The following is a 12,958-nucleotide window of genomic DNA, read 5'->3' as shown; positions in this document are numbered from 1 at the left end:
CCGCCTTGTCGGATTCACACCGCGCCGCCGCCTATAACAACCGGAGAACCTCGTGTCCATCGCAGTCGACCAACCCATCCCCGACTTCACCGCTCCCGCCACCGGAGGCGAGATCACGCTGTCCAAACTGCGGGGCAAGAAGGTGGTGCTGTATTTCTATCCGAAGGACAACACACCCGGCTGCACGACCGAAGGTCTGCAGTTCCGCGATCTCTATCCGAAGTTCAAGAAGGCCGGCGCGGAAATCATCGGCGTGTCGCGCGACAGCCTGCGCTCGCATGACAACTTCAAGGCAAAGCTCGAATTGCCCTTCCCGCTGATCTCGGACCCGGAAGAAAAGCTGTGCGCGCTCTTCAACGTCATCAAAATGAAGAAAATGTATGGCAAAGAAGTACGGGGAATCGAGCGCTCCACGTTTCTCATCGATAGTGACGGCGTGCTGCGCACGGAGTGGCGCGGCGTGAAAGTGCCCGGGCATGTCGACGAGATTCTGGAGGCTGTACAAGCGCTTTGAGGCGCGTTATATTGGGTTGCAATGAGTGCGTGTCCACCCCAAAATTTTCGTCGCTGCGCCACATTCGACGGCTGCTTTGCCGGATTCATCGGGTCCGTCGGAGTCGTCAGGCGCAATGCGAACACCGTAGGCGAGCCGCTTGCCCCGTACGCCGGGGCGGCGGCTTTTTTATTGCGCGCAGCCGTTCGTTCACTCGGCCGCGCGCTCATCGTTAAGGAGCCGATCGAAGACCAGGCGAACCGGCATCTCTAGACCGAATGCGCGCCTCCGGGCGCAAACTGCGTGCGCAACATCGGCACGGGCAGAATGCGACAGGCGGCGCACGATATGTGACCCGATTATTTCGAGGGAAACCATGCCTTTGCCTACCCCCCCCAGCAAGCTCGGCAATCTCCTGCCGCCTGACGAATACAAAGCCAAAGCCGCCGCACCGGCGCGCTCCGCTTCGAAGAAACAGGCCGAAGGCGAATCCGCGGAGCCGGCCGATTACGGCCGCGCGAACGTCGCCACACCCATGGCGCACGCTGCCAATGCCGCGACCACGTTGCGACCGGTGCCGGCATCGTCGGCGGCCGTAACGGGGACCGCAGCCGACGAGGCCGTCCAGGCACGCGGCGCGTCGGGCTCCGGGCGCAAGACGAGGCAAACCGCCGCGCTGCTGCAACCGGTTCCCGCTGCCCGTCCGCAAGCCGAACCCGCCGCCGAGCCGCAGCCGGCCGTCGCACGCACGCCGAGCGCGAAGCAGCCCACGGCGAGCACGCCGGCCGCCGCGCCTACCGCGCGCGGCACGAGTAAAAAACGCGGCACCGCCGCCGAGCCGGTCGAAGTCCAGAAGCTTTTCGTGCTGGACACGAACGTGCTGATGCACGACCCCAGCTGCCTGTTCCGTTTCGAGGAACACGACGTCTATCTGCCGATGATGACGTTGGAAGAACTCGACAACCATAAGAAAGGCATGTCGGAAGTCGCGCGCAACGCTCGTCAGGTGAGCCGCACGCTGGACGCACTGGTCGCTAACGCGGGCAACATGTCTGACGGCATTTCGCTCGCGCGTCTGGGCAGCCGCGAGGCGTCCGGGCGTCTGTATTTCCAGACCAAGCTGACCGCGATCGAACCGGTTGAAGGTCTGCCGGAAGGCAAAGCCGATAACCAGATTCTCGGTGTCGTGCGTGCGTTGCAGCGCGACCGGATGGATCGCCAGGTCGTGCTGGTGTCGAAAGACATCAACATGCGCATCAAGGCGCATGCGCTCGGCCTGCCCGCCGAAGATTACTTCAATGACCAGGTGCTCGAAGACAGCGACCTGCTGTATTCGGGCATCCGCGCGCTGCCGCAGGATTTCTGGACCAAGCACGCGAAGGGCATGGAAAGCTGGCAGGACACCAAGACGGGCACCACGTATTACCGTGTGACCGGTCCGCTGTGCCCGTCGATGCTCGTCAACGAATTCGTTTATCTCGAGCCGCAGAACGGCGAGCCGGCGTTCCACGCGCTGGTGCGCGAGTTGAACGGCAAAACAGCGTTGCTGCAAACGCTGCGCGACTATGGCCATCACAAAAACAACGTGTGGGGCATTACGGCGCGCAACCGCGAGCAGAACTTCGCGCTAAATCTGTTGATGAACCCCGAGATCGACTTCGTGACGCTGCTCGGCCAGGCCGGCACCGGCAAGACACTCGTTGCGCTCGCGGCGGGTCTCGCACAGGTGCTGGACGACAAGCGCTATAACGAGATCATCGTGACGCGCGCCACGGTGCCGGTCGGCGAAGACATCGGCTTTCTACCCGGCACGGAAGAGGAAAAAATGCAGCCGTGGATGGGCGCCTTCGACGACAACCTCGAAGTGCTGCAGAAAACCGACGACGCAGCCGGCGAATGGGGCCGCGCCGCGACTCAGGAACTGATCCGCTCGCGCCTGAAGATCAAGAGCATGAACTTCATGCGCGGACGGACGTTCGTCGACAAGTACTTGATCATCGACGAGGCGCAGAACCTGACCCCCAAGCAGATGAAAACGCTAGTCACCCGCGCGGGTCCCGGCACAAAGATCATCTGCCTCGGCAATATCGCGCAGATCGACACGCCTTATCTGACGGAAGGCAGTTCGGGGTTGACGTATGTGGTCGACCGTTTCAAGGGTTGGGCGCACAGCGGTCATGTGACGCTCGCCCGCGGCGAACGCTCGCGCCTCGCCGATTACGCGTCCGAAATCCTTTAAGAATCAATTAGCTGGCTGTACCTCGGAGCCGCGCCCGGAACATTCCGGACGCGGCTTTTTTATTGCCGCGGCGTCTTTGGTCAGCAACACTTAGCGCACGAACTTCAAGTAATTTGTCAAGACTTCTTGCCGCTTCCGCATTTCACCGGCTACCATCCGGACATCGTCCGTCATTAAACGAGCGTTTACCGCTTTACTCTTTCATGCGCCGACTTGCGTTCTCGCTGCTGACCGTGTTGTTGCTCGCCGCCTGTGCCGGCGCGCCGCAGAAGACGTCGTCGCGCGGTTCGTCAGGCGCCGTTAACGTCACAAACGGGGCGTACCGCGCGCCGCCACCGGGTTTCCCCAACTTCGTCGACCACAGCATTGGCCGCGAGGAAATTTCTATTCAGGCAATGAGCCTTGTCGGCGTGCCCTACCGTTGGGGCGGCAACACGCCGGATAGCGGCTTTGATTGCAGCGGCCTGGTTCGCTATGTGGTGTCGCGCGCGGCGTCGGTGAATTTGCCCCGCACGACCGCCGATATGAGCGGACGCGGCGAATCGGTCGAACCGGACGAGATCGCGCCCGGCGATCTGATTTTTTTCAACACGACCGGTCGCGCGCACTCGCACGTGGGCATTTATGTGGGCAAGCTGCGCTTTGTCAACGCGCCGTCGACGGGCGGCACTGTGCGGCTCGATTATCTGACCAATCCTTATTGGGCAAAGCGCTTCGACGGCATTCGCCGGGTGGCCGGACCGGCCGCGAAGCCGGTGCCGTTCGACGCGCCTAGCTACCAGGCGGCGGCGCCGCAGACGGAGCGTGCGGTAACACAGGCGGCGAGCACGGCAGATCGCAGCGGCGAAGCGCCGGCGGCGAACGCACCGTTGGCTGCGACTCGAGCAGTTCCCGTCTATGCGACCGGTTCGTCGGCCTCCCAGGTAACGGCTCGCGCTGGCGCCGAGCCGCGCGCGCCATCGACATCGCCATCGACCGCGGCGGCCGAGCCGGCCCTTGCGGCAACGGCGGCAACGCGTTCGCCGCAAGCCGATCCCTTCGAACCACCACCGCCTGCTATGAGCGCGGCGCAGGTTCAGGCGCGCGCAGCGGGCGCAAAGTCGCCGACGCCTGCTATGTCTGCTCAGGCCAGTGGGTATGACGGCGGCGCGAGCGCACAGGCTCAACGGCCAGCCGCTGCAGGTTCCCCGCCCGTTTCCCAAACGGCCACCGCGCGAGGAGCCGATGCGATCGACGCAGCCGCCGATGCGTTCGAGCCGCCACCGCCCTCTTCAGTCGCAGCTCGTCAGGCACGCCAGGCGCGGCAGGCAGACGCGGCAGAACGCACACCGGGCGATAACGGCAGCGTACAGATCATGCGAGCCTCGACGGCCTCACGAGGCGTCGCGGCCCCATCGCAAACGAACGACGATCCGATCGCCCGGTTTGCCAACGGAAATTTCTAGCTAGCCGACCTATCTGACCGTGCGCCGTCACGCATGCGCACGGCTGAAATGGCGTTGGGCCCTTGGCGTTACGAGGGGTCACAAAGTGGCCGCATTCTCTTCACCGCCAGCAGCACCGGTCACGACAATGTGCTCAGACATGCCGATTGAGCTCTTCGAGTGTGATGGGCGCGGTGCCGATTTTCCCGACGACGACACCGGCGGCCGCGTTAGCGAGGCGCGCTGCACTTTCCATGTCTTGGCCGGCAGCCAGCGCGGCGGCCATGGTGGCAATTACTGTGTCACCCGCGCCGGATACGTCGTAGACCTCGCGCGCCTGTGCGGGAATGCGAACATGCCGGCTGCCGACAACGAGGCTCATGCCCTCCTCGGATCGCGTAACGAGCAACGCGCCCAGTTCCAGATCGTCGCGCAGTTTGAAGGCGCGCCGCTCGAAGTCCGACTCGCCATTCCACTTTCCCGCGGCCTGCGCGAATTCATCTCGGTTCGGCGTAACGACGCTCGCGCCGCGGTATATCGAGTAGTCCGGTCCCTTTGGATCGACCAGAATGCACGCGTTCGCCGCCCGCGCGTCGCCCATCATCATGCGTAGGTGCGCGAGGCCGCCTTTGCCGTAATCCGAGAACACGACGGTCTTGCAGGTCTTCAGCTTCTCCCGGAACTGGGCCACTAGCGGAAACAACAACTCGTGGTCCGGGCGCTGTTCGAAGTCAGCGCGCACGATTTGCTGGTTGCGTGAAATGACGCGAAGCTTCACGGTGGTTTGCAGCGCCGGATCGCGGACGAACGCGCAGTGAACGTTGCGAGATTCCAGCAAAGACTGCAAGGCACGCCCATCGTGATCGTCGCCCACGACCGACAACAGCGTTGTCTGAACACCGAGGTTCACCGCGTTGACGGCGACGTTCGCCGCGCCGCCCGCCACGTCTCGCGTGCGCTGAATGTGAACTACCGGCACGGGTGCTTCCGGCGAAATACGCGTGCTGTCTCCAAACCAGTAGCGATCCAGCATGACGTCACCCGCGACGATGACGGAAGCCGATGAGCAGTCTAAACTCACTTCAGGATTCCTTTGAGATGTTGTTGACGACGTTTTAAAACGCGGTGTGCAGATGGCGTATCAACCGCTTCCGGCTTCGCTGGCCGCGTTGCCGGCTGGGGCCGGTTCTTAGCAACCACGGGCAGACATCGCCGAGCAGTAGGCCTGTACAAGCTTGCGACCATGTAGACGGGCCGGCACTTCGATCAGGCGGTAGGTCAGTTCGGCCATGACCAGCGTGCAAGTTAAAAAACCGCCCGTACGCAACAACGAGTCTGCGATGTTAGTGCGGTCCATTCCGTTGAAGGGCGACAAGCGAAGCCCCAATGCAACGACTGGCCCATTGGCCAGATAGATCGCATACGACCGATCGCCGACCCTCGAAAGCAATCTGGCAATGCCTTCGGGGAAGCCGAGATAGCCTTTGTCGTAGCTCGTGATAAAGACCAGCAACCCGGACAGCGCAGCTAGTCAAATGATGCCCCAATCGGCTTCTCATAATTCGTTATCCTGAATTAATAGTTGCGATCGGCGAACAAGTCGCGTGTGCCAGGCGCGCGGACATTCTCTTACATAAGATGGCGAGCCAAAGCCGTCTGAAGTTTTCACACCAACACCACGGCAATCAGATTCGTGCGATTTCCGCGCGCGCAAGCGCCGTCCGCAGTCGCGGCTCGGCCAGCACACGTTGGGCGCCGATCTGCTATCGTCATCGGTATTCTTCCGAACGGGTGGCGACAATGGATCTCGGGCTGAAAGACAAAGTGGTGCTGATCACGGGCGGCAGCAAGGGAATCGGCTTTGCGTGCGCCCGGGCTTTCGCGCTGGAAGATGCGAAGGTGGCAATCGTTTCGCGTGATCCCGCCAATCTGGCGCGCGCTTACGAACAGCTCAAGCAGGAAGGCTTGCACGTGCATCGCACGCGCGCCGATCTGCATGAGCCGCATAGCGCCGCCGACATCGTCGAGGAAGTGAGCACGGCCGTCGGCCCGATCGACGTGCTCGTCAACAGCGCCGGCGCGGCGCGTCGCTACGACCCCGAAACGCTCGATGCAGACGCGTTTCGCGCCACGATGGAAGCGAAGTATTTCCCTTACATCTACCCGCAGCAGGAAGTGCTGCGCCGCATGGCCGAGCGCGCGAAAAGCGGCGATCGCGGAGAACCGGGCACGATCGTCAACATCATCGGCATGGGCGGGAAGATTGCGAGCGATATCCATATCGCCGGCGGCGCCGCCAACGCCGCCCTGATGCTGGCCACGGTCGGCCTCGCCCACTACTACGCGCGCTACGGCATTCGCATCAACGCGATCAATCCGGGAGCAACGCTCACTGAGCGCGTCGAAGAAGCAGTCAAGCTCGAAGCAACGCAACAAGGCATTCAAAGCGCCGAAGCGCTCGCGCGTGGGCAGGCCCGAGTGCCGCTCGGGCGCTACGCAAAACCGGAGGAGATTGCAGATGTCGCGCTGTTTCTGGCGAGCCGCCGCGCGAGCTATGTGACGGGCGCGATCGTCCCGATGGATGGAGGCAGCGCGCCGCTAATCTGAGCAACGCGCGCCGTGCGTCGAGCCTGTACCACGGCGCTGCGGCTGCGGAGCGAACGGCCCTGCCGTCCGCCCCGCAGCCTGCCAGTTACAGGAAGTGGTGGCCGAACCACCAGGCGGCGGCGGCGAGCGCCGCTGACGCCGGAATCGTCAGAATCCATGCCCAGACGATGTTGCCGGCCACGCCCCAGCGAACTGCGCTCAGCTTCTGGGTCGCGCCCACGCCGACGATCGCACCGGTGATCGTGTGCGTGGTGGATACCGGAATACCGAGCCAGGACGCGGTGAACAACGTGATCGCCCCGCCCGATTCGGCACAAAAACCGCCTACGGGTTTGAGCTTGGTAATTTTCTGACCCATGGTACGGACGATTCGCCAGCCGCCGAACAGCGTGCCAACCCCCATCGACAGATAGCAGCCGCCGATCACCCACAGCGGTGGCGCCTCTGCGATCGACGACGCGTAGCCGGTTGCGATCAGCAGCATCCAGATAATGCCGATGGTTTTCTGCGCGTCGTTGCCGCCGTGGCCAAGGCTGTACAGACCCGCCGACACGAGTTGCAGACGCCGGAAACGCCGGTCGACCTTGCTTGGCGGCGTACGGAAATAAATCCACGACACAGCCAGCATAAAAAACGAACCGAGCACAAACCCGAGCAGCGGCGAAATGAAAATGAACGCCACCGTCTTGAGCAATCCGTCGAAGTTGAGCGAACCCCAGCCAGACTTGGCAAGCGCCGAGCCGACGAGGCCGCCGATCAGTGCGTGCGAGGAACTCGACGGAATGCCGTAGTGCCACGTGATCACGTTCCAGCCGATCGCACCCACCAGGGCGCCGAAAATCACGTAATGATCGACGATGCCGGGGTCTATCGTGCCTTTGCCGACAGTTGCGGCCACTTTGAGGTGAAACACGAAATATGCGACGACGTTGAACGCGGCGGCGAAAGCCACTGCCTGCTGCGGCTTCAGAACGCCTGTCGAGACGACGGTGGCGATCGAGTTGGCCGCGTCGTGAAAGCCGTTCATGAAGTCGAAAATGAGCGCGACAGCGACCAGGCCGGCCACGACCCAGATAGCGAGTTGTATCGATTGCATTATGCGTTTTCCAGCACGATGCCTTCGATGATGTTTGCTACGTCTTCACACTTGTCCGTGATCGTTTCAAGCAATTCGTAAATGGCTTTGAGCTTGATCAGGGTTTTGACGTTGTCTTCTTCGCGGAACAGCTTGGACATGGCCGAGCGCAACACCCGGTCGGCCTCGGACTCCAGCCGGTCGATGTCCTCGCACGCTTTCAGAATCTGACTTGCCTGCTTCATGTCGGACAACAGGCTGACGGCGAATTGCACCCGCTCGGAAGTCGCCGTGCAGATATGCGCAAGCTGGCTCGCCTCGGAGGTGACCGACTGGACGTCGTAAAGGGAAATAGCGGTGGCGACGTCCTCCATCAGATCGAGGATGTCGTCCATCGTGGTGATGAGCTTATGGATCTCATCGCGGTCGAGCGGCGTGATGAAGGTCTTGTGCAGCAGGTCGATGGTTTCGTGCGTGAGTTTGTCTGCAGCCTTCTCGGCTTTCTGCACGTTTTGCTTATGAGTTTCGGCGTCTTGCAGGTTGTCGATCAGGAGCTCGAGTTCGCGGCTCGCCGAGACGATGCACTGTGCGTGCGCATTGAAAATATCAAAGAACTTGCCCTCGGTGGGCATGAATCGACCGAACATTGGGATCCCGAAAATTGGTCACTTAATGGCTGACATAAAACCGCCATATTGTACCGTTGCGGGCCCGATGTAGCACTTTGCAAAGCGCGGTTACAACAGCGCCTATTGCGTTTGCGCGATTTTCCGTTCGCGCCGCCGCTATTTCCGGTTAATCGCCGTAGAAATTTTGTGCGCCCGCAAAGTTGTCGAACTTCGTGTATTGGCCGTGGAACGTGAGCCGAACCGGTCCGATCGGGCCATTCCGCTGCTTGCCGATAATGATTTCGGCCGTGCCTTTATCCTGGCTGTCGGGGTTATACACTTCGTCGCGGTAGATGAACAGGATCACGTCGGCGTCCTGCTCGATAGCGCCCGATTCCCGCAGATCCGACATGATCGGCCGCTTGTTCGGACGTTGCTCCAGACCGCGATTGAGCTGCGACAAAGCGATGACCGGCACGTCCAGTTCTTTCGCGAGGCTCTTGAGCGATCGCGAGATTTCCGAGATTTCGGTGGCGCGGTTTTCACCCGACGACGATCCGCTCATCAACTGCAGGTAGTCGATGATAATGAGCCCGAGCTTTCCGCACTGGCGCGACAGACGCCGCGCGCGCGAGCGCAATTCCATCGGATTCAGACCGCCGGTTTCGTCGATGAAAATCTGCGCCTCGCTCATTTTTTGCACGGCGTGCGTGAGCTTCGGCCAATCCTCGTCGGTCAAGCGGCCGGTCCGCATGCGGTGCTGATCGAGGCGGCCGACCGAGCCGAGCATACGCATGGTGAGCTGAGAGCCCGGCATTTCCATTGAGAACACAGCGACCGGCAAGCCGTATTCGACCGCGACGTACTCGCCGATGTTCATTGAAAACGCCGTTTTACCCATCGACGGACGTCCCGCAACAATGATCAGCTCGCCGCCGTGCATGCCCGAAGTCATGCGGTCGAGGTCGACAAAACCGGTAGGCGTGCCCGTCACGTCGCTCGGATTCGCCGTGTGATACAGGGTGTCGATCCGCTCGACGACCTGAGTCAGCAGCGGCCCGATTTCAAGAAAGCCCTGCGTGCCACGCGCGCCGTCTTCCGCGATCGAAAACACCTTCGATTCCGCCTCGTCCAGCAATTGCCGGACTTCCTTGCCTTGCGGATTGAAAGCGTCAGCCGAGATTTCGTCGGCGACGGAAACCAGCCGACGCAGTACCGCGCGGTCACGCACGATTTCCGCATAGCGCCGGATATTCGCCGCGCTCGGCGTGTTCTGCGCGAGTGCGTTCAGATACGCGAGGCCACCAACCTCTTCCGCCTTGCCCGATGTTCCGAGCGCTTCGTAAACGGTAATGACGTCGGCCGGACGCGTCGCCGCGATGAGCTTGCCGATGTGCTCGTAGATGATGCGGTGATCGTAGCGATAGAAATCGCTTTGCGACAGGAAATCGGCAATCCGGTCCCATGCGGCGTTGTCCAACAGCAAACCGCCCAGCACCGATTGCTCGGCCTCGATCGAATGCGGCGGGACTTTCAGCGACTCGAGTTGGGGATCTTTGGACGGTGCGTTCATGGAGAGGAATTATCGTGGAAATCAGGCGACCGCGGCCAGCGGAACGAGCAAAAAATAACGGGCACAAAAAAGGCAGGGGCCGGTTGCCCGGCCCCTGCCCTCAGCCAGCAACAACCTGGCCAACACTATCTGATGCTTGATGCGGTAGATTCAGACGCGCTCTTAAACGTGCTCGCCGAGTACCGACACCGTCACGTCGACAACCACGTCGGTGTGCAGCGAAACCTGAATCGGGTGGTCGCCCACCGTCTTCAGCGGGCCTTCCGGCAGGCGAACCTGCGCCTTTTCAACCGCGAAGCCTTGCTTGCCCAGTGCTTCGGCGATGTCGGCGTTCGTCACCGAGCCAAACAGACGGCCGTCCACACCGGCCTTCTGGCCGATCTGAACCGTCGAACCGGCCAGCTTTTCGCCTTGAGCTTGAGCAGCAGCCAGCTTTTCAGCGGCGGTCTTTTCGAGTTCAGCGCGGCGGACTTCGAATTCGGCCAGCGCTTCCTTCGTTGCACGGCGAGCCTGCTTGTTCGGGATCAGGAAGTTACGTGCGTAACCGTCCTTGACCTTCACGATATCGCCCAGGTTGCCCAGATTGACGACTTTTTCCAGAAGAATGATTTGCATTCGGATGCTCCTTATCGCGTCGTCGGGTTAGGCCTTGTGCTGGTCGGTGTACGGCACGAGCGCGAGGAAACGTGCGCGCTTGATTGCCGTGTCCAGCTGGCGTTGATAGTGCGACTTCGTACCCGTGAGACGCGCCGGCGTGATCTTGCCGTTTTCGCCGATGAAGTCTTTCAGCGTTTCGATGTCTTTGTAGTCGATGTATTCGACGCCAGCAGCCGTGAAACGGCAAAACTTCTTACGCTTGAAGAGCGGATTTTGTTGCTGACGACGCTTGTCGAATTTCTTACCAGTCGGGCGGGGCATGTTCAGTCCTTTCCAATGTCCTGCAATGCTGTGATGTGAAATACCAGAGTTCTTGCGTTGCGGTGCTTTTTTGCCAAGAAGCCTGTGAAGAGCGTTTCCACGCCCATCGGACAGCTTTCCAGCTTACCGCTCGCCTCGCCTGCGGCTACCGCCTGCATGGTCAGTTCGACTTGCCGGGCAATACCGGCTTCGACGACTTCCGTGCGGTGGTGCAACGTGCAGCTGGCAATCGGAACGCCGGCGGGGGTGTACCGCACCGGTTCGCGTTCGACGACGCTGGCTGTGAGCTGCAGCCGGTTCATGAAGCCTTTGGCAAGGGCGACGCTTGATCTGGTAGCTTAAATAGTGTGTCTTAAGCCTGCGCTTCGGACGGTTGCGTAGCAGCCGACTTCTTGGCTTCTTCGCGCTGCACTTCCTTCATCATCGGCGAAGGGCCGGTTTCGGCTTTCTTCATCTTGACGATGAGGTGACGCAGAACGGCGTCGTTGAACTTGAACGCGTGTTCCAGCTCGTCGAGCGTGGTCTGGTCGCATTCGATGTTCATGCAGACGTAGTGAGCCTTCGCGAGTTTCTCGATCATGTAGGCCAGTTGGCGACGGCCCCAATCTTCGATACGGTGGATCTGGCCACCGTGCGACGTGATCGTGCTCTTGTAACGCTCGATCATGGCGGGCACCTGCTCGCTCTGATCGGGATGCACGATAAAGACGATTTCATAATGACGCATACACACTCCTTGTGCTGACTTTTGGATAGAAGCCACCCGGGCGTCGAACCGGTGTGGCAAGTGAGAAGCCGAAGATTGTAGCCCGATTGGGGACGGACTGCAAGACATTGCACCGTCCCGAGCTTCGATTGAGGCGTGTTTTCAACGATTTAGCACCCGACCTGAACGCGGCGCATGAACCAACGCCGTTCAAATTTAGCCTTCATGCGCTGCGGGCAGCTGCCGGCGCTGCTCCCTCACGCAGCTTCGCGGCCCGCGCCTACAGAGGCCGCTCCAAGCCTCGGCCATGCCCGACACCGCGCCGCAGCGTCCCCGAGCGCACCGCTCGCGCATGCGTGGCGTGGCGTGGTCGAGCGTCAGCGCTAAAGCGCGCTAATACCCCGGCCGGTTCCAATAATCCTCGCTTGCGTAGATCTCTTTCAGATAATCGATGAAATAGCGGACCTTGGCCGGCACATAGCGCTGCTGCGGGTAGACCGCCAGAATGTCGTAATCGGGCAGCGCGAATTCGTCGAGCACCGTTTCCAGTTCACCGCGCGCGAGCTGTTGCTGGATTTCCCACGTCGATCGCCAGCCGAGTCCGAGCCCTTCGGATACCCAGCGGTGCAATAGTTCGCCGTCGTTGCAATCGAGCGTGCCGCCTACCCGCACCGTGACGAGCTTGCCGTTGCGGCGAAAATACCAGCCACGGTTCTGGCCGCCCTGCAGATTGAATGCGAGACAGTTGTGCCGCGGCAGGTCTTCGAGCGTTTTGGGCTTGCCGTGCTGGCGAAAGTAATCCGGCGTGCCGCACACCACGCGCCGGTTCGACGCGAGTTTCACCGCCACGAAGTTCGGATCCACCGCACCGCCGATGCGTATCGACAGGTCATAACCCTCCCGCACCAGATCCACGACGCGATCGGTCAAGTTGAACGACACCTGCAATTCCGGCTTGTCGACGACAAACGCCGGCGCGAGCGGCGCGACATGCTTGCGGCCAAACGCGGCCGGCGCCGACACGATCAGATGCCCGTTCACCGCGCGCCGCCCGGCGCTCAGTTCGTTCTCGGCCTGGTCCCATTCGGTCAACAGTCCGCGGCAACGTTCGAGAAAGGCCGCGCCGTCTTCGCTGACGACGAGCCGCCGCGTCGAGCGATACATCAGCTTCACGCCGAGGCGCTTTTCGAGCGCGTCGATGCGCCGCCCGAGGATCACCGGCGACACGCCCTCCTCCAGAGCCGCGGCCGCAAGGCTACCCGCGTCGGCGACGCGCACGAAGGTTTCAATCTGCTTGAATCGATCCATGGCGGTC

At 61.4% G+C, this 12,958-nt stretch carries 14 protein-coding genes; 4 read left to right on the top strand and 10 right to left on the bottom strand.

Annotated elements, in window-relative coordinates; translation table 11 throughout:
* The first annotated feature begins 52 nt into the window (after window positions 1-52).
* The 3 genes from SB753_RS09495 to SB753_RS09485 all read left to right on the top strand — a co-directional run bounded on the left by SB753_RS09495 (window position 53) and on the right by SB753_RS09485 (window position 4,177).
* The gene (locus SB753_RS09495) at window positions 53-514 is read left to right on the top strand and encodes a peroxiredoxin (protein WP_020065818.1); all 462 of its coding nucleotides are present in this window, start codon (window positions 53-55) and stop codon (window positions 512-514) included.
* A 355-nt stretch (window positions 515-869) separates the two neighbouring features.
* The gene (locus tag SB753_RS09490; RefSeq protein ID WP_410800043.1) at window positions 870-2,732 is read left to right on the top strand and encodes a PhoH family protein; all 1,863 of its coding nucleotides are present in this window, start codon (window positions 870-872) and stop codon (window positions 2,730-2,732) included.
* A gap of 203 nt (window positions 2,733-2,935) precedes the next feature.
* A complete protein-coding gene (locus tag SB753_RS09485) occupies window positions 2,936-4,177 on the top strand; it encodes an NlpC/P60 family protein (RefSeq protein WP_410800042.1) in 1,242 nt (413 codons plus the stop codon).
* A 133-nt stretch (window positions 4,178-4,310) separates the two neighbouring features.
* Here the strand turns inward: SB753_RS09485 and rfaE1 are convergent, their stop codons facing one another.
* Together rfaE1 and SB753_RS09475 are read right to left on the bottom strand one after the other, a co-directional pair.
* Window positions 4,311-5,237, bottom strand: coding sequence for a D-glycero-beta-D-manno-heptose-7-phosphate kinase (gene rfaE1 / locus SB753_RS09480; protein ID WP_410800041.1), 927 nt, complete (start codon window positions 5,235-5,237; stop codon window positions 4,311-4,313).
* Window positions 5,238-5,345: 108 nt separating this feature from the next.
* The gene (locus tag SB753_RS09475) at window positions 5,346-5,669 is read right to left on the bottom strand and encodes a hypothetical protein (protein WP_410800040.1); all 324 of its coding nucleotides are present in this window, start codon (window positions 5,667-5,669) and stop codon (window positions 5,346-5,348) included.
* 287 nt (window positions 5,670-5,956) lie between these two features.
* Here SB753_RS09475 and SB753_RS09470 point away from each other — a divergent pair, with 287 nt between their 5' ends.
* Complete coding sequence (locus tag SB753_RS09470; protein WP_410800039.1) at window positions 5,957-6,763, top strand: SDR family NAD(P)-dependent oxidoreductase; 807 nt, start codon at window positions 5,957-5,959, stop codon at window positions 6,761-6,763.
* Between the two features lie 85 nt (window positions 6,764-6,848).
* Here the strand turns inward: SB753_RS09470 and SB753_RS09465 are convergent, their stop codons facing one another.
* From SB753_RS09465 to SB753_RS09430, 8 genes are all read right to left on the bottom strand, one after another.
* Complete coding sequence (locus SB753_RS09465) at window positions 6,849-7,859, bottom strand: inorganic phosphate transporter (protein WP_020065812.1); 1,011 nt, start codon at window positions 7,857-7,859, stop codon at window positions 6,849-6,851.
* On the bottom strand, window positions 7,859-8,485 hold the full coding sequence (locus SB753_RS09460) for a DUF47 domain-containing protein (protein WP_020065811.1): 627 nt from the start codon (window positions 8,483-8,485) through the stop codon (window positions 7,859-7,861). Before SB753_RS09460 ends, SB753_RS09465 begins: the two co-directional genes overlap by 1 nt.
* A gap of 148 nt (window positions 8,486-8,633) precedes the next feature.
* Window positions 8,634-10,019, bottom strand: coding sequence for a replicative DNA helicase (locus tag SB753_RS09455; RefSeq protein ID WP_020065810.1), 1,386 nt, complete (start codon window positions 10,017-10,019; stop codon window positions 8,634-8,636).
* A gap of 162 nt (window positions 10,020-10,181) precedes the next feature.
* Window positions 10,182-10,634 carry a 50S ribosomal protein L9 gene (gene rplI, locus SB753_RS09450; protein WP_020065809.1) on the bottom strand — a complete coding sequence of 151 codons (453 nt, stop codon included), beginning with the start codon at window positions 10,632-10,634 and terminating at the stop codon, window positions 10,182-10,184.
* Window positions 10,635-10,661: 27 nt separating this feature from the next.
* Window positions 10,662-10,937, bottom strand: a complete 276-nt coding sequence (gene rpsR, locus SB753_RS09445) for a 30S ribosomal protein S18 (protein ID WP_006048825.1) — start codon at window positions 10,935-10,937, stop codon at window positions 10,662-10,664.
* A 2-nt stretch (window positions 10,938-10,939) separates the two neighbouring features.
* A complete protein-coding gene (priB, locus tag SB753_RS09440; RefSeq protein WP_020065808.1) occupies window positions 10,940-11,239 on the bottom strand; it encodes a primosomal replication protein N in 300 nt (99 codons plus the stop codon).
* 50 nt (window positions 11,240-11,289) lie between these two features.
* Window positions 11,290-11,664, bottom strand: a complete 375-nt coding sequence (gene rpsF, locus SB753_RS09435) for a 30S ribosomal protein S6 (protein ID WP_006048823.1) — start codon at window positions 11,662-11,664, stop codon at window positions 11,290-11,292.
* 372 nt (window positions 11,665-12,036) lie between these two features.
* Entirely contained in the window at window positions 12,037-12,951 is a 915-nt protein-coding gene (locus SB753_RS09430; protein ID WP_410800038.1) for a LysR family transcriptional regulator, read from the bottom strand.
* Between the last annotated feature and the right edge of the window lie 7 nt (window positions 12,952-12,958).

This window comes from Paraburkholderia sp. SIMBA_053 (assembly GCF_046534895.1).
Classification (GTDB): Bacteria; Pseudomonadota; Gammaproteobacteria; order Burkholderiales; family Burkholderiaceae; genus Paraburkholderia; species Paraburkholderia caledonica.
The sequence above is the reverse complement of the archived record's forward strand: the minus strand, read 5'-3'. Positions and strand labels throughout refer to the sequence as shown.

Coding starts and splice junctions, on each gene's coding strand:
- SB753_RS09490 (WP_410800043.1), top strand. CDS start 870: ATGCCTTTGCCTACCCCCCCCAGCAAGCTCGGCAATCTCCTGCCGCCT.
- SB753_RS09485 (WP_410800042.1), top strand. CDS start 2,936: ATGCGCCGACTTGCGTTCTCGCTGCTGACCGTGTTGTTGCTCGCCGCC.
- SB753_RS09470 (WP_410800039.1), top strand. CDS start 5,957: ATGGATCTCGGGCTGAAAGACAAAGTGGTGCTGATCACGGGCGGCAGC.
- SB753_RS09465 (WP_020065812.1), bottom strand. CDS start 7,859: ATGCAATCGATACAACTCGCTATCTGGGTCGTGGCCGGCCTGGTCGCT.
- SB753_RS09460 (WP_020065811.1), bottom strand. CDS start 8,485: ATGTTCGGTCGATTCATGCCCACCGAGGGCAAGTTCTTTGATATTTTC.
- SB753_RS09455 (WP_020065810.1), bottom strand. CDS start 10,019: ATGAACGCACCGTCCAAAGATCCCCAACTCGAGTCGCTGAAAGTCCCG.
- rplI (WP_020065809.1), bottom strand. CDS start 10,634: ATGCAAATCATTCTTCTGGAAAAAGTCGTCAATCTGGGCAACCTGGGC.
- rpsR (WP_006048825.1), bottom strand. CDS start 10,937: ATGCCCCGCCCGACTGGTAAGAAATTCGACAAGCGTCGTCAGCAACAA.
- priB (WP_020065808.1), bottom strand. CDS start 11,239: ATGAACCGGCTGCAGCTCACAGCCAGCGTCGTCGAACGCGAACCGGTG.
- rpsF (WP_006048823.1), bottom strand. CDS start 11,664: ATGCGTCATTATGAAATCGTCTTTATCGTGCATCCCGATCAGAGCGAG.
- SB753_RS09430 (WP_410800038.1), bottom strand. CDS start 12,951: ATGGATCGATTCAAGCAGATTGAAACCTTCGTGCGCGTCGCCGACGCG.